We start from the raw sequence: 16,171 nt of genomic DNA on the forward strand, positions 1-16,171 counted from the left end.
ATGAAAGCAGCACCTACTGTCGAAAAGGACAGCCTGTTTAGTCTTGTAGACCGTAGCCAGATCCCCACCCCCACGTTGACCAGACCCAAAGAATCACCCTGGCGGGATCGGCTACGCAGACTTTTTAACAACAAGCTTGCTCTGTTGGGGCTTTCCCTACTTATCATTATTATTGTGCTGGCGATTGTTGGACCTTCCATGGTTCCTTATGCACCCAGTGATCAATCCCTTTTGAAGACGAATCTTTCTCCTTCGGGAGAGCACTGGTTTGGCACGGATGATCTGGGGAGGGACGTATGGGCACGGACATGGGCCGGGGCTAGAATTTCACTCATGATCGGCTTTGCCGCTGCCGCCATTGATTTGGTGCTTGGCATTCTCGTCGGCTGTGTTGCTGGCTATTGTGCTGGGCACGGTAAAACGGGCGACCGGATCGACAGCATTCTCATGCGTATTATTGAAATTTTGTATAGTATTCCTTATCTGCTGGTCATCATTCTGCTGCTCGTCATTATGAAGCCAGGCCTACTCACGATGATTATTGCATTATCTATTACTGGCTGGGTCGGTATGGCCCGTGTAGTGCGTGGGCAAATCTTACAGCTGAAGCAGCAGGAATATGTGTTAGCAGCCCGTAGCTTGGGGACATCTCATTCGCGTATTATCTTCAGACATTTGCTACCGAACGCAGCGGCAATCATTATTGTAAATTTGACGTTCACTATTCCGTCGGCTATTTTTGCCGAATCGTTCCTGAGCTTTCTCGGTCTGGGGATTCAGTCTCCTTCGGCCAGCTGGGGGACGATGGCTAACGATTCACTTGGCGTTATTTTAAGCGGTCAATGGTGGCGCCTATTTTTCCCCGGGCTGATGATATCGCTCACCATGCTGGCGTTCAATACACTTGGAGACGGGCTTCAAGATGCACTTGACCCGCGCTCACAACATTAACAACAGAGAGATCCAAATTGGACAAGGAGGGGTGTCACCATGATCCGCAGCTTCTCGCCTAACCGCAGGAAAAACGGCAGTTCCTTTATCGAAGTGCGCACACGCGGCATACCTGCGGGAAAGGAGGATGAATAAATCCCGGTACGGTGTACCTTATTTTTGGCATAACTAATCACAGTAATGGAGGAAAACCACGATGAAAAAAATGCATTGGATGACGATCATCTTACTTTTGGCCGTAACGGCTTTAGCTGGATGCTCGGGTACTTCGGACAAAACAGCAAGCAACGACCCGTCCGCTACGCCTCAAGCAGATATCCCGCAAGAAATTACTGCCAATCTGGCAGGTGGGGAGCCTTATACGCTAGACCCTGCTTTCGCATCAGATACAACGTCCTACTTTGTGATTGATAACTTGTATGAAGGGCTGTATACATACGATAAGGCCGGTAAAATCGTAGAAGGCGCTGCCAGCAAAGTAGATGTATCTCCTGACGGCAAAACCTACACCTTTACTATCCGTGATGGTGCAAAATGGTCGAATGGTGACCCACTGACAGCTAAGGATTTTGAATACTCTTGGAAACGGGTACTGAATCCGAAAACAGCTGCCTACGATCCTTCTGCCCTCTACTACATCAAAGGTGCCGAAGCGTACAACACAGGCAAAGGTAAAATTGAAGACGTGGGTGTTACAGCCAAAGATGATAAAACTCTTGTAGTTGAGCTGAAATCACCGCTGAGCTTTTTCCCAACGATCGCTGTGGGTCATGCCTATCTGCCGGTAAACCAATCGGTTGTTGAGAAAAATGACAAATGGGCAGCAGAAGCGGGCACAATTGTCGGCAACGGTGCGTATGTAGCCAAGGAATGGAAACATAACGAGCAAATTACGCTGGCTAAAAACGATCAATTCTGGAACAAAGATGCCATTACGATGGCAACGATTAATTTTAAAATGGTTCAAGACTCCACAACTTATTATCAAATGTATAAAACGGGCGATCTGGATCTGATTTTGAGCCTTCCCGTGGATACACTGGATCAGGAAAAGAGCAACAAGGAATTCCTGTCGCATCCATCTTTCAGTGTGTACACCTATTCTTTTAACGTAAAACAAAAGCCGTTTGACAATAAAAAAATCAGACAGGCCATCGCCTACGCGATTGACCGCGAAGCACTGGCTACCAGCGTAACCAAAGGTGGCGAAACTCCGGCTTACGGTTATGTTCCATACGGAACAACAACGCCATCCGGCAAGGACTTCCGTGATGAAGCACCGAAAAAATACTATGAGTTTGACGCTGCGAAAGCGAAACAATTGCTGGCCGAAGGTCTGAAAGAAGAAGGTTTGACCAAGCTACCACCGATCACCTTCAAATACAACACTTCGGACAAGCATAAAAAAGTAGCTGAAGCGATTCAGGAAATGCTGAAAACAAACCTGGGTGTTGAAGTGACGCTGGAGAATCAGGAGTGGAAAACGTACATTGATACCTTTAAACAAAAGAACTTCCAGATCGCCCGTATGGGCTGGGAAGGAAACTTCCTGGATCCACTCGGCGTATTGGGGCATTATACTTCCAAAAATTCGAACAACTTTACCAACTGGAGCAACCCGGAGTATGACAAACTGATCGAATCCTCAACCTTTGAGCTTGATCCGGCAAAACGCTTTGAACAGCTCCATCAGGCAGAAGACGTATTGATGGAAGATCTGCCGATTATTCCGATCCAGTTCTCTGCGGACACGGCATTAATCAGTCCTAAGATTCAAGGTATCGTATTTGATGCTCGTTCGAACCCAGACCTGCGCTTTGCGAAACGGGTCGAAAAATAATGATTTTACGTTTCGGGATCTCTGCCCTGATTGTCGGTACTTTAGGAATTCTGTACGCCACACCCCATCTCTTGTATGGTCGTGAAAACATGGCTACTGCAAATCTGCTATTCCTGTTGGGGTTGCTGGGCTTGGTGATCGGTGCAATCTTCCACGTTCTGCAAAGCGGTTTTCTAACCCTCTTCCTGCGGGGATTTGCCGACATCAGACAGTTGTTCATTCGTCAATCCAAGGCATTACGAGAGGAAAATGAGCGTTTGCGTTCCGATGAATCTCTGTCAGCCTGGAAAACATCCATGTTCCGCCATCTCAAGGTATACACTTCGGGGTGCGGGACAGGGCTTATACTTTGCTCGATGATATTAATGGGGATGAGTTAGGTTAAAACGATTAGAAGCCTTTGGTTGGTTGGTGGGCGCTGCGCGTGCAGATTGTTCTTCCGATCGCTGTTATCCCCGGATTTCTATTGAATAGAACCTGTAAGGGTAAAATCCGGGGATAAAGGCGAACGCTTCGCTTCTTCAGAACAATTCTGCCCGCTCCGCTGGCAAACCGCCGTAGAGCTTCTACACGTTTTAGAGGTGTGTAAAGAAAAAAGAGAGTTTCGCAAAGCTTTTGCTAGCGTAACTCTCTCTTTTTGTATTTTTTATATGAAGCTTTATAGGATCGCATATTACAATACTTAGTAGCCTTAATAAATATGCTTTTCCTTGGCTTCTTGCAGCCATAACGGGAACTCGTTAAGCAATAGTTCGTACAATTCATTGTCTTCCATAGATTCGATATCTTGAATTTGAAAGAAGTTAGCGTTATCTACCACACGGCCTACTATGTTGTCCAGCTTCTTTAATACGCCAAAATCGGACTCACCCACACCGATAAATTGCCAGAAAATCGGCTCTCCTGACGAATCAATGACTGCGTTATCGATATTATCTCCTTTTCCACGCTTCACACCGCCATCATTAATAAAAATAACAAAGGCCGGATCAGAAGAGGGTTCTTCCTTGGTGTATTTGGCGATGACATCGCGCATCACAGGCGGCTCATCATTGCGACCGAACTTGGGCAAATAATCATTGGACAGAATATGTCTTTCAACATAGTTGTCAACGTCATTTTCGGTAACGGACGGCAAACGTGAAAAACGGTGATCATACACCCATACGTCCAGTACACCATCATCATCCAAAGAACTCGCTACTGCAACAATTCGTTCCAACACCTTTTGAACGGTACCATTTTTGTACAAACTTCTCATAGATCCTGAAATATCGAGCACCAATCCAACTCTCGCAGTCACATTTGTTAGATTCTTTTTAGTCAGTACCAGTTGCGCATTCTTTTTAAGTAAAGAAATACCGCTCATGTTCCCCACGCTCCTCTATGATGTTTGCGTTTGTACGCCTACTCTACCATCTGCGTCGTTCGTCGCCTCTCAGGGGAAAGTCGCTCAATTCTCCGAGTTGGTCATGTGCAGCCTTATAAATGCGAAGAATAGCTTGTACCTTGTTAAAATCATTGTCTTCCGGACCGAATCCTTCCATATACATTTTTTGAATGATGTTTTGGAAGAAATCCATACGCTCGCGGACAGAATCCTGCTCGATTTGCAGTACCTCTTCAAAGCTGTGTGTCTCAGCAAAATCAGACAGCTCATCAAACTCCTGTTCCTGATATCGCTCTCCCCGAGTTTCGGGATTGAGATCAATAGAGGTACGCAGGGTTGACAATAAAATATTTTCGCGCGCCAGCATGACATGAAAATCTTTGTTCTTAAACAGATCCGTAACGATCAGACGGCACATTTCCTTGTTCTGCAGCAGAATCCCGTCAAAAGGATGCAGCGTCCACACACCGTAGTTAAAAAATAAATTAAAATTGAAGTTGCTGCTTCCATACTGATATACAATGTTGATTTTCGATTCGTCGATGATTTCAAATGAAAATTCCAGCATGCATTCTCCTTTGGGATTCCAATATTTAACTCTATCCTATCAGAAAATGCATGATTTTCAATAAAAAATTTTATTTCACAGAATCATTTAACTCCACAATTGAATCTGCTTTTTCGCTGCTGACAGCCACGAGTAAATAGACAATCACACACCCTAAAATAAAGGACATCATACGCTCGCTCTCTCCTTTTGTCATTCGCTTTTTAAGAGTTTATGCACGAGAATGCTATGTATGTTCATCATGTCCTTTATTGGCTGCTGCCAAACCAAAAAAGACGCCTTTTGGAGTCACTCCGGCGTCTTTTTCATAGATTGGGTCTATTATTCTACACTGTCATCAGTTCAAAAACGAACTTAGACCCTCAGAAGAATTGCTATCCTTCAGCGGTTTGGATGATTCTTTCCCTTCGATCCCCAAACGTTGGCTTAGGTTGGCATTGATTGCTGTCATTTTACTTGTATAATCATGACAACTTTCAATAATTTGGCGATTCGATTTTTCAGACAGATCCAAAGCAGATACCAAATCACCAATCGCCTGATTCACAGCTTCCAGTGACATAGAAGGCTTGCTAAGCAGATCTGTCGTTCTCTCGGTCGTCGTTTTGAGAAGCTTCGCATTTTCCTTGAATTGATCTTCAATGGTACGGTTGGTCGCATCGACGGCTGAAATGATTTTATCCTGATCCGCCAGCGCCATCGCGATCATAGCCGATACAGTGATCAGATTCGATGTTTTATCAATCGCGTTATTTACAGAATCAATCAGTTTATCATTGTTATCATTAATAATATCCGTTGCCGCAATCGCCTGATTGTATAACAAAATCATTTCTGTCATCGACTGTGTACGAGTAACCACCTTGCGCAATCCCCGCTCCAGATGTGGCTTACGGTTTTCGTTTTCCGGCTTGGCAATCTCGGTCTCAAACAGTTCTTTCAAGCGATTACCAAAGGCAATCTTCGTCTGTAAATTGTAGATTTCTTCAATGGAAGCCTTCTTCAACTGTCTCATGCTGACGATGTTTTCTTCCAGATTATCCTTACCATCTCTCAAGGCAGTAATGATTTTCTCGATGTTCATCTTCACCGACTGATACTTGTAAATGTAGTTCTTTAACGGGCTTTTACGCAGGAGCTTGCCAAAAAAGCTCATATTTTTGCTCTGCTGGAGCGTTTCGCATTCATCACGCAGCTTTAAGATCATATTGGATACCTCAGCCCGATCACCGGACATGAGGTCGTTTACCGGACGATCCAGCATTTTAAGGGTCTGCCCCGCACGTTCCTGCGTTTTAACCCCCAACTTACCGATATCATCCATTAAGGTATCCAGGCTCATGACATCGCTTTGTGATACCTTCTGAATCAGCTGTGAAGCCTCCTCAGTCACCTTTTGTTCATCTTCTTTTTTCAATTCAGCCCATGGGGTCGCCATACGCTACCTCCTATTCTGAAAACAACTGTTACCCAAGTCTAATCGTTGTTATTCAGAGCAGCTATACTGCTACTTTTTTTATTTTCCCAAAAAATCGCCTACAATTCGGAACTGCTATATCGCTGGTGAATAAGCTCCGCTTTGCTCTGTAATTCCAACAGATCCTTATGCTCCACCGTAGATACAATTACCGATATTTTGCTGTCCACATCCCGTAATCCGTTTAATAACGTCCTCCGGTTAGTCCGCTTCGCATCGCCGCTGAGCCGAAGAAACGGATTAATCAGTCCGTTCAAATCCTTCAAAATCAATCTCCGAACCGTATGATTCACTTCGCTGTTGTTCAGTTCATGCAAAAGTGGAATGACCCGCTGCAAACGTGCAAATAGAGCCAGCGCCTTCTCGACAATCTCGTTATCAAGCGCATCCTTCTGTCCCTCGGAGATCACCATATCCTCCAGTACCTCCAAATACTCCATCACCTGAGCAAATTCACTGCTCACCTGATCTGGTTGACGTACTTGTCCTGTCATAGACTCCGGTCGAACAGCAGCTTCCTTTTCATGCTGATGTGTCTCAGCGACCTGCTCCTGCACCACCGGAATCACGGAACCGGTCAGATTGGGGCGAGGATGGCGAACAGCCATGATGGCGCTGTATCCTCCCAAACCAATGATCGGAATCGCCAAACACACAAACAGTGGCAACCAAAAACTTAGTAAAAGCGCAATCAGGTAGCTAACCACAGCAATCGTGGCACCCCACATTTTTGACGTCATAGCTTGTACCTCCTGACGTAAACCCTTACCATATTGTAGAAAACAATATTTATGTGTGTCAATGTACGGATTTACGTATGGTGATTGGCTGCTCGATATGACTGGCTAAAATGTCGTATTGCGGATGAAGTGAACCGATCTCATGACCCAAAGCCGATTTCACCGCTAGATAAGGAAAATTGATACCAGACAAACATGATACATGAAGTCCTCCGGACATCCGCGGATTGATCTCTAGCAGCTTGGCATGCTCGCCGTTATATTTTACCTGAATGTTATAATTGTACGGAATGTGATACGCCTCAGCGACCTTCTGTGCCACCTCCAACAGCTCGGGATGCTGCTCCAGCAGCCGTAATCGTCCTCCTGCCTTCCTACGCGGAACTGCCGCTAGCAGCTTTCCGTTCCGGTCAGCCAGGCAGTCAATACTGTATTCGTATCCCTCCAGCAGCTCCATCACCATCAGATTGGGAAATGATTCTGTGGATGACAATACGCGGTGTGCTTCCTCGAACGAAATATGATTCAGCGCATGGCCGAACAGTTCCTCCAGCGGATTACGTTCATTGTCGATGATACGAAAGCCCATTCCGCCTTCTGCATTACATGGCTTGAAGCATACCTTATGCCCACGTGCTATTAACGACTCATATGCCTGTTTAAACTGCTCGGCATTGCTGGCAATGGCATAATCGGGAATCGTGACAATTTCCTTTTGACGAATGGATTCATAAAACAAATCCTTTTCCATCAGTTGCTCCAGCAGTTCGGTATCTTGGCATACCATCACTTTTGTCCCAATATCATCGAACAAATAAAGATGCTTGCTAATATCGAGCATATTCCACCGTGGGATAAAGACATCAATTCCGTGCCGCTTGCAAAAATCAGCGCAGAATTGTGCGTACTCCACACCACTGGTGCGAGGCTCTACTTCAGCCACATCACTGGCCTGTAGCGCCATGTGCTGCGGATCTGAGTGTGTCGCATAGATCTCGAACGGAATACCGTCCTCATTGTTACGAATAGCATTCATATAATGATACGCCACTGAAAACCAGCGGTTAAAATACACCTTAACCTTCTTCACAGAGCCACGTCCCCTATCTATTCTGAAAATGAAGTTTGAGCTGCGAACACACTCCGGTGTATTGCATGAACATACGCCATGATTTCGTCCGCTGCATACACCCCCGACACTTCTGTAAAACGGTAATTGACCTCCAGCTTATCCCGCAGCTGTTCCCGATACAATTCACCATGACGGGGAGCAATCGCATAATCAGCATAGTCCAGCAGACATCGGTCCAGCAAAGAGTCACCGGACGCAACCACAGCCCCTCCATTCGTGAGATTACGGATATGCTCCACGGCTGCCTGTTTATTCACCGCCGCAGGCACCAGATATATCTTACGACCTTGAATGGATACCTCCCAGCCCATTTCACGCATGATTCGCGCCTTCTCCAGCACCTGTTCCAGCGGCATACGATCCCGTTCAATCATGAAAGCATAAAATAACTCGTCGCAAAAGCGTTCGTTTACGACCCAGTCTTCATCCAGCACCTGTCCGAACACCTGACGTGCTTCTTCCGCATGAGCACCATCACGGCGTACTTGTTCATGAATACGCCGATTCCACTCTCGATCCACCTCGCCTCCGACGATGATGTTTCCACCATTACTCGTCACGGCATATGCGGGAACCAACTCCGTCTGAAACACAGTGATTCGTCTATACTGTTCTATCGTCCGAGTCGTCACGGGCATAAACATCACATCTTCAGGCAGTGTCTTTAGCAATTGCAGGGCTTGTTCAGAAATAAAAGCCGACGTCGCCCCGTCTATCTGTTCCGCAGGCAACAGACCAGGGGATTCCAGCGGTACGCCAAGCGAACGTTTGGAGTAAATCAGTGTCTGATCCAGATCACTTGCGTAGATCATTCTTGTCCCCCCTTGAGCGGCTTGATAATTCCGCAGCAGGAATAAGTCAATCCTTCAAATACCTCTACAGGCACTCCACGATCCTTTGCCAGCAGCATAATATGCTGAAGATTCGGATTATCTTCGCGGTCAATCAGAATTTTCCACGGCACTCTGCGCAGCAGTACACGAGTCGTCTCCCCCACTCCGGGCTTGACCAAATTGATATCCCGAATACCAAATGCCTGCTGAATCGCCTCAATATCCCGTAAGCCCTGCCATGTCACCGCAGGCGGATTCAATGTCATTTGTTCAGCATATGCAACGGCCGTTTCAGCCACGTCTTGAAAGTACCCGGATACCGTATCCACAAACGTATTGGACTGATCCACTGACCGCCAGGATTCATAAAATTTGGCCCCATGGAAATCGTCAGGGCCTATGAGATCGTCGCGTAATACCGTCCGACTCATCAAACCTGATACAGTCGAATTCAGACAAGCACTTGGAATCAAATAATCTTCTCGTGTACCAAAGGTTTCTGAACATCTGCCCGGATCGGCCAGCACCGCCAGATCATCATTTAGACGCAACCCGTAATCCGCGTTCATCTCACGACAGGCCTCAATCAATACCTGGCGAATCGCCCCTTTCCCCGTCCAGCCATCGACAAACTGAAGTTCAATCTCCAGTCCATGCTGCTGTAAAATGTATAAAATCGCATTCCGGTCAATGCCTTTGCCACGAATAATAGAAATGCTGTAATGCGGCAAGGATACGCCATACTTCCAGTCAATATAACGCTTGATCAGGATACCAATGGGCGTCCCTGCTCTGGCAAGAGAAACAATCGCCGTGTTCAGGCCTCTTTTTCTCACAATCATCTCAGCCACAGAAGCTGCCGCTAATGCAACCTTTTTGGCAGATTGGGCAAGCGTTTCGTGAAACAGTGCAATATACTCTGCTGTGGGCTCGTATTCCACTGGCAGCATTTCTGAATAATGGACTCCCGACTGAATCGCCTCTTCACGATCCTCCGTCCCTTTTTCCAACGTAACCCGGCTCAAATCCTTCAATAAAAAAGTGACATCCGAGGCAGGATAACTGCCCAGCGGTTCGGGCGGATGAATGTTCTTCTGCTGTATTTGCTCCATGAGTGCTTGCTTCATATCCGCGCTCCTTTACTCTCCTGACTAGTTAAACCGTTAAAATAAACGACATGCACTTTATCGCAGCCCAGACGGGTCAAAGCCTCCAGCATGGGGTTCATCCGCTCTGGGTCCGACTCCCTTTCCATCAAAACGAATATTTCGTCATACTGACCGGGGTCTACATTATAAATAAAATTGCGTATCGTACTGTCCTCAGGTGATGGATATGTCACACCACAAGCGACTCCATACCCTTCTTCGCGGTGGGGATACACCGGGCTGCGTGTCGTCGATTGAAAATACACATCCGGACCTAACTCTGCTGCAATCCGCATTGGAATGTACATGAATTCCCCCGTGCCCATAACCAGCGTGCGTTGCCCAGAACGAAGTTCGTTCAGTCGTTCAGCTGTACGCGTGATTTCTTCATCCAACGCTGAATTGTCAGCGGATTGTAGACCAAAACGGCCTGTATATTTTAGATAAGGAGCTGTATTCGCGTATCCGTCCGTTGACATGGAACTGTGTACTACCCGCTCAAAACCGGAAGTATCCTTTTCAAAACGGTGGTCAATTATCCCAGAAGCGTCTTTATTAACCTCTGCCATGCTAGTGGCTGCATGTTCTGGGTGCCCAGCCTGTCCAGCATATTCTGCGTGATCCAATATGGGTACTCCCTGTACCTCAATCTTTCCTTTGAGCAAGCTTAAAGGCGTAATCGTAATGCCTAGCTCTGCCTCCAGATCAGTGAAAGCCTGCTCATCGCTGTCTGTCCGCCAATCCAATAATGAAGCAATCACATACTGCTTACGCGGAAAATGCTCCTGAATATCCCGTATGATATTAAGCGTTGTTTTTCCCGTCGTAATTTCATCATCTACCAGCACAATCGGGCCATCTCCCGCAAAAGCATCTTCATCCAGTGCATAGCAACGATGGTCAACAGCGTGCGAATGCTCTTCTTCAAACCGAATAATAGGCCGAAGGCCCGGAATATCCTCGCGCGTCGTATGAATATACGAGGCTCCGTCGTCAAACAACCGATACATGCTGTGTCCCAATGCTGTAGCCGTCTCGGCAAAACCAACAAACTTGATCGGCTCCGTAAAAGCAAAAGCTAGACGTTCATCCATCAGCTTTCGGTAGGCCTCTTTCGCATAGTCCGGGTCAAGAAGTCCTCTCACGGCCTCTCCAATCAGTTCATCCATTTGTTGTCCTGCCTGCGGGACAAGCTCCTTATATAGTAGAATCGCCAGCGCCGCACCACTGAGCAGAGAAGTGTATGGGTTTACCGGAATATGCTTGCCCAGCACCTTGCTGACAAACAAAAACGAACGCTTTTTATTGACCCGTGCCGCCATCGCAAACAGCTTGTCCACAGGAAGGCGGAATGGATTATGCGTCTCCGTAATTTTAACGCTGAACTGCTCCAGGATTGGCAGCAGATGTGTTTTCGTGGTTGGGTAAGAGACTGACAAAATGTTGTTGTTCATGTAACACCCCGTATACTTTTGATCTATTGATAATACGATGAGCCCAATTCAAATGCGGCTTAATTTCATTCATTTTGTTGGCATAGGTACTTTTGAATACACCCAGACTACCGTCGTTACGCTCAACAATTTCAAGTGCATCCATATACTCTTCATGTGTCACCGCATACATGGCCTGTACCGGTTTAATATGGGAGGGATGAATAATCGTTTTGCCGATAATCCCATTCTCTTTGTCCATCATGACTTCTCGAATCAGTCCGTCTACGGCATCTGAGATGAAGTCCATCCGCAAGTGTCTTCCCGGCTTTCCAAGTGCATCTTCGAAAGGAGACACTCTTAATTGAGGTTTAAAGACACGTTCTCGGTGAGAGAAATATTCCCATACAGGACCGGAAATGACATAATTTGAGCCCACGCGTCCAAACAAGTTAATAATATCTGCGATGCAATCCCGAATGACGGCAATTTCATAAATCGTAATATCCGGGCTGCGTCTCAAGCCATATAGACTGGAGAAATCGGTTGCCCCAATTCGTACATTCAGCACATATTCCTGGTACTCGTCTAAAATTTCTTTAATCGACAGTAGCTCTTTCCAGCGAGTTTCCCGATAAATAATTTTGGAGCTTTCAAGAATCGGTAATCCGTACAGCACAGGCATGTCGCTTGCGTTTCCTGCCCCTGTATGCATATTCCGGTTATATTCGGAAATGAGTGCAAAATACGCCCGTCCATTATCAGAAGAGAACTTAGGTAAGACAAAGCCCGTGAGCAGCGACAAAGATTCACCCAAACCGTTCAGCAGTCGTTCCAACTGCTCCACAGAGCGCACACGTACAAATAACAAAGGTAATTGCTGTTCACTCATCATCCCCGTCCGTACATAGGATAATAGTTGAAGCAGTTGCTGTGCCAGCGATTGTTCTGCCTGTCCGACCTGCTGATCCCCTATAGCATCCTCCAAATCCAAAATGACCGTAGTTAGTCCTTCATGTTTTCCATTTTTGATCTCTTCCGCTACTTCTGAACGGGTAGCAGGCATGTACAAAGCTGCTCCTATCGCATAAGCCAATATACTTTTGGGAGAACGGTTATGAAACTCCAACGGTGGAGTATAAAAGATCGCTTCTACTTCCTCAGAGGTTAAATCATTAAAATATTTCAGGGCCCTTCCCCTCCTCTTGCTCTTTCTTGCCTGACTGAAGCCCTGTGCTTCGGGTATAAAAGAAATCCCCCCTTAGTTTCAGGAGGGATTTCGCTATACTTTGTACATTAAGCCTCTTTGTCGGCCTTTTTCTTTCTTTTCGCCGAGCTGATAACCATTGTGCCTACAAAGACAGCAATCAAAATGCCGAAGAATAAAACCTGCGACATATGAAAGCCAAAAGCAGCAGCCAGCATTTTACCCCCGATAATGGCGATCATAATAAAGGCTGTCTGTTCCAGTTCCGGAAATTTATCAATGAGCTTGAGGAACACTTGAGCAACACCACGCATCATCAGAACGCCGAGAATACCACCCAGGAACAGAACCCATACTTTCTCGCTCACACCGAAAGCGGCAATGACGCTGTCAATACTGAAGGCAATATCCATCAGTTCGACCATTAATACGGTTTTCCAAAAAGAAGTAGGTTTGTTTTTCACTTCTCCATCACCTTCGGACTTGAATAAGCCCTTATAAGCGATATAGAGCAGATAAGCCGCACCCAGTACCTTAATCAGTGTGAACTTAATCAGGAATGTACCCAAGCCGATAGCCAGGAACCTGAATATATACGCACCCAAAATCCCGTAAAATAAGGCTCTCTTCTGTTGTTCCTTGGGTAAGTGTTTAACCATAACTGCGAGAACCAAGGCGTTATCCGCCGATAAAAGTCCTTCCAGCAAAATGAGAGTTCCTATAATCCCCCAACTCACTGGATCAGTAAGCGTAGCTACAACATCACTCCATGAAAAGAAATGGCCATAGTTTTCGCTGATATTTTTAAACAAATCATTCAACATGAAAAGAGTGCCTCCGATAATTCAATTTATTTGCTACCCTGCGACCAGCGCATGCCCCAGTTATAGGCCCGATCCAACTCACGATGACCGCCATAGAACTGCACGAGTCTTTCAATGCTGAACGTTTCATCGTTTACATTTTGAATCATGGCAATCGCACACATCCCTTTGCGATTGTCATGTTCATTCATGTGAACGATAATGTCCGGCCCATCCTTCTGGTACAGCGTGACTACCCCGTCCGCTTGTGACCAGTTCGTGACTCCTTCATAGATGAAGGTGAATACCAAAATTCGCTTAATTTCAGAAATTTTAGCACCATTAATGCGAAGATTTTCCCCTGTTTTCACAGAGCCTGTACGGTCGTCGCCATCCAGAGCAATGTACGGGAAGCGATTTAGAGAACCGAAAACTTCCCCGAGCGCCTGCACAACGCCTTTATCTCCGTTCTTCATCTCATACAAGCAGCCCAGATCCAGATCGACACCCTTGGAGCCGCGATTGAAAAAGCCCTTGCTTTGCTGCACCTGATTCCAGTTCAGATTGATCAGGATTTCACCCAATCCGCCTGAGCCTTTTTTCAGGTTGATGGTGTCGCCCTTCTTCTTCAGCTCAATTTTCCGCAGATTCAGATTCACCGGTGTTGCAGATGGCTCTGGCTTCGGAGCAGGTGGTACTGGTGGCGGCGTTGGTGCTGGCCGAGGCGCTGGAGACGGAGGTGTAGGCACTGGCGTGGGAGGAGCCGGACTGTTTTCCACTTCAATCCCAAAATTAACGCACAACGCATCCAATCCACCGGAAAAACCTGCGCCAATCGCGTTGAATTTCCATTCCCCGTTATGACGATACAGTTCCCCAATGACAATCGCCGTTTCCACTGTAAATCCACTGTCCAAATTAAACCGCAAAACCTCTCCGCTAACCGGATGAGCAAAACGAATGAACCCACCTTGAACCTGTCCAAAATTTTGCCGTTTCTGATCCGCATCATAAATCGTTAGCGTAAACGCAATCTTCTCGATGTTTGCAGGAATTCGCGTCAGATCAAGGGCAAATTGCTTTTTGTCACCGGACTGTTGTCCGTCTGAATAGGTGATAAAGGGCGTGGTCGGATTGTTGTAAAAAATTAAGTCCTCATCGCCCGATACTTTTCCTCCAGGACCCAGCAAAAATGCCGAAGTATCCAGCTCCAGAGACGCTGGGGACTCCCAGCCAATCCCTACGTTGACATGGGTCAGGCCCGGATTTGTTTTCGTCAAATCCGCCTTCTGTCCCTTTACTACGATAGCAGCCATGATTGTGTCACCTTTCTGTCCGTTTGTCATGTGTCAGCGTACGCTAATGTAATAGCTTAAAAAGAAAGGGTAGCGCCCTATGGACACCACCCCAAGTGGATATTATTGAGCGTCCAAGCCATAGTTTTTAGCAAGCGCACCCAATCCACCAGCAAAGCCACTACCGATAGCCTGGAATTTCCAGTCTGCATTCTGACGGTAAAATTCACAGAATACGACGGCCGTTTCGGTGGAGAAATCTTCTCCCAAATCGTAGCGCAGCACTTCACGATCTGTTGCCGCATCTACCACACGTACAAAAGCATTGGACACTTGACCAAAGTTTTGCGCGCGTGCCTCGTAATCATAAATGGTAACCGTAATCCCGATACGGTGGATGTTCGCAGGAATCTTCGAGAAATCAACGATGATTTGCTCGTCATCCCCATCGCCCTCACCTGTGCGGTTATCGCCCGTATGAGTAACCGATCCTGCTCCGCCTGTCGGGTTGTTGTAAAATACAAAATCATCCGCAGCTTTGGCTTTACCGTCTTCATAAAGTAGGAAAGCCGAAGCATCCAGGTCAAAGTCCGCGCCACCACTGTATTTATTCGTATCCCATCCAAGACCTACAACGACACGAGTCAAGCCGGGATTCGTTTTGGTCAGATCAATACGCTGTCCTTTGGAAAGGCTAATGGTCATTCCGCATACCTGCTTTCTTTGTATAGATTTTTTACGCCAAACCGTAATCGCGCGTCAATCCTGCAAGACCATCTTGGTAGCCGCTACCAATGGCATTGAACTTCCACTCACCGCTATGGCGATACAGTTCGCCTACAACAACGCCTGTTTCGATCGAGAAATCTTCTCCCAGATCAAAGCGGACCAATTCTTCATTGTTTGCTTCATTTACGATACGAGCGTAAGCACGGGACACTTGTCCAAAGTTTTGGCTGCGTTCTTGTGCTTCATAGATTGTAATCGTAAAAGCGATCTTTTCAACGTTAGCTGGCACGCTACCCAGATCAATTTTAATTTGCTCGTCATCTCCGTCGCCATCACCTGTGCGGTTATCCCCTGTATGAATGACAGAGCCGTTCTCATTTTGTGGGTTATTAAAAAAGACAAAGTTCTTATCGGATTCTACTTTACCTTCCGCATTAGCCAAAAACACGGATACGTCCAAGTCAAAATCTTTACCGCCATCGTATTTGTTTGTGTCCCAACCGAGACCAACTGTGATTTTAGACAAACCTGGATTTGTTTTCGTCAAATCGATTTTTTGACCTTTGGATAAGTTAATTGCCATGAGTAAGAACCCCTTTTCACATTAAGTTTTGTATGAGCAACC

Annotated in this window: 16 protein-coding genes; 3 read left to right on the forward strand and 13 right to left on the reverse strand. The window is 46.4% G+C overall.

All coding sequences use genetic code 11. From position 1 onward, the window contains the following. The 3 genes from MHB54_RS08080 (at position 1) to MHB54_RS08090 (ending at position 3,171) form a co-directional block, all read left to right on the forward strand. Positions 1-951 (forward strand): ABC transporter permease, encoded by a 951-nt coding sequence (locus MHB54_RS08080; RefSeq protein ID WP_053324730.1) that lies wholly within the window; start codon positions 1-3, stop codon positions 949-951. Positions 952-1,147: 196 nt separating this feature from the next. Next, positions 1,148-2,791 carry a peptide ABC transporter substrate-binding protein gene (locus tag MHB54_RS08085; RefSeq protein WP_071559136.1) on the forward strand — a complete coding sequence of 548 codons (1,644 nt, stop codon included), beginning with the start codon at positions 1,148-1,150 and terminating at the stop codon, positions 2,789-2,791. Further along, a complete protein-coding gene (locus MHB54_RS08090) occupies positions 2,791-3,171 on the forward strand; it encodes a DUF3899 domain-containing protein (protein WP_071559137.1) in 381 nt (126 codons plus the stop codon). Before MHB54_RS08085 ends, MHB54_RS08090 begins: the two co-directional genes overlap by 1 nt. Positions 3,172-3,482: 311 nt before the next feature. Here MHB54_RS08090 and MHB54_RS08095 read toward each other — a convergent pair whose 3' ends face one another. From MHB54_RS08095 to MHB54_RS08155, 13 genes are all read right to left on the reverse strand, one after another. Further along, a complete protein-coding gene (locus MHB54_RS08095; RefSeq protein WP_340981517.1) occupies positions 3,483-4,160 on the reverse strand; it encodes a vWA domain-containing protein in 678 nt (225 codons plus the stop codon). 43 nt (positions 4,161-4,203) lie between these two features. Beyond that, the gene (locus MHB54_RS08100) at positions 4,204-4,749 is read right to left on the reverse strand and encodes a hypothetical protein (protein ID WP_023987205.1); all 546 of its coding nucleotides are present in this window, start codon (positions 4,747-4,749) and stop codon (positions 4,204-4,206) included. Between the two features lie 337 nt (positions 4,750-5,086). Then, positions 5,087-6,187 carry a toxic anion resistance protein gene (locus MHB54_RS08105; RefSeq protein ID WP_071559139.1) on the reverse strand — a complete coding sequence of 367 codons (1,101 nt, stop codon included), beginning with the start codon at positions 6,185-6,187 and terminating at the stop codon, positions 5,087-5,089. A 98-nt stretch (positions 6,188-6,285) separates the two neighbouring features. Next, positions 6,286-6,966, reverse strand: a complete 681-nt coding sequence (locus MHB54_RS08110; protein WP_068938757.1) for a hypothetical protein — start codon at positions 6,964-6,966, stop codon at positions 6,286-6,288. Between the two features lie 58 nt (positions 6,967-7,024). Beyond that, entirely contained in the window at positions 7,025-8,056 is a 1,032-nt protein-coding gene (locus tag MHB54_RS08115; RefSeq protein ID WP_053324726.1) for an ATP-grasp domain-containing protein, read from the reverse strand. Positions 8,057-8,073: 17 nt separating this feature from the next. Beyond that, on the reverse strand, positions 8,074-8,910 hold the full coding sequence (locus MHB54_RS08120; RefSeq protein ID WP_023987200.1) for an HAD family hydrolase: 837 nt from the start codon (positions 8,908-8,910) through the stop codon (positions 8,074-8,076). Beyond that, positions 8,907-10,058 carry a cysteine protease StiP family protein gene (locus tag MHB54_RS08125; protein ID WP_023987199.1) on the reverse strand — a complete coding sequence of 384 codons (1,152 nt, stop codon included), beginning with the start codon at positions 10,056-10,058 and terminating at the stop codon, positions 8,907-8,909. The genes MHB54_RS08120 and MHB54_RS08125 overlap by 4 nt, the downstream gene beginning before the upstream one ends. Further along, positions 10,055-11,401: a phosphoribosyltransferase family protein gene (locus MHB54_RS08130; protein ID WP_023987198.1), complete on the reverse strand. Its 1,347-nt coding sequence runs from the start codon at positions 11,399-11,401 to the stop codon at positions 10,055-10,057. The genes MHB54_RS08125 and MHB54_RS08130 overlap by 4 nt, the downstream gene beginning before the upstream one ends. Before the next feature lie 52 nt (positions 11,402-11,453). Further along, positions 11,454-12,641 (reverse strand): HpcH/HpaI aldolase/citrate lyase family protein, encoded by a 1,188-nt coding sequence (locus MHB54_RS08135; protein WP_068938761.1) that lies wholly within the window; start codon positions 12,639-12,641, stop codon positions 11,454-11,456. A 167-nt stretch (positions 12,642-12,808) separates the two neighbouring features. Continuing rightward, positions 12,809-13,543, reverse strand: a complete 735-nt coding sequence (locus MHB54_RS08140; RefSeq protein WP_023987196.1) for a TerC family protein — start codon at positions 13,541-13,543, stop codon at positions 12,809-12,811. Positions 13,544-13,569: 26 nt separating this feature from the next. Further along, the gene (locus tag MHB54_RS08145; protein WP_028542071.1) at positions 13,570-14,838 is read right to left on the reverse strand and encodes a TerD family protein; all 1,269 of its coding nucleotides are present in this window, start codon (positions 14,836-14,838) and stop codon (positions 13,570-13,572) included. 102 nt (positions 14,839-14,940) lie between these two features. After that, a complete protein-coding gene (locus MHB54_RS08150) occupies positions 14,941-15,522 on the reverse strand; it encodes a TerD family protein (RefSeq protein WP_023987194.1) in 582 nt (193 codons plus the stop codon). 31 nt (positions 15,523-15,553) lie between these two features. Then, positions 15,554-16,129: a TerD family protein gene (locus MHB54_RS08155; protein ID WP_023987193.1), complete on the reverse strand. Its 576-nt coding sequence runs from the start codon at positions 16,127-16,129 to the stop codon at positions 15,554-15,556. Positions 16,130-16,171: the final 42 nt, after the last annotated feature.

Origin of the sequence: Paenibacillus sp. FSL M7-0802, from assembly GCF_038004945.1 — a bacterium.
GTDB classification, from domain to species: domain Bacteria; phylum Bacillota; class Bacilli; order Paenibacillales; family Paenibacillaceae; genus Paenibacillus; species Paenibacillus polymyxa_B.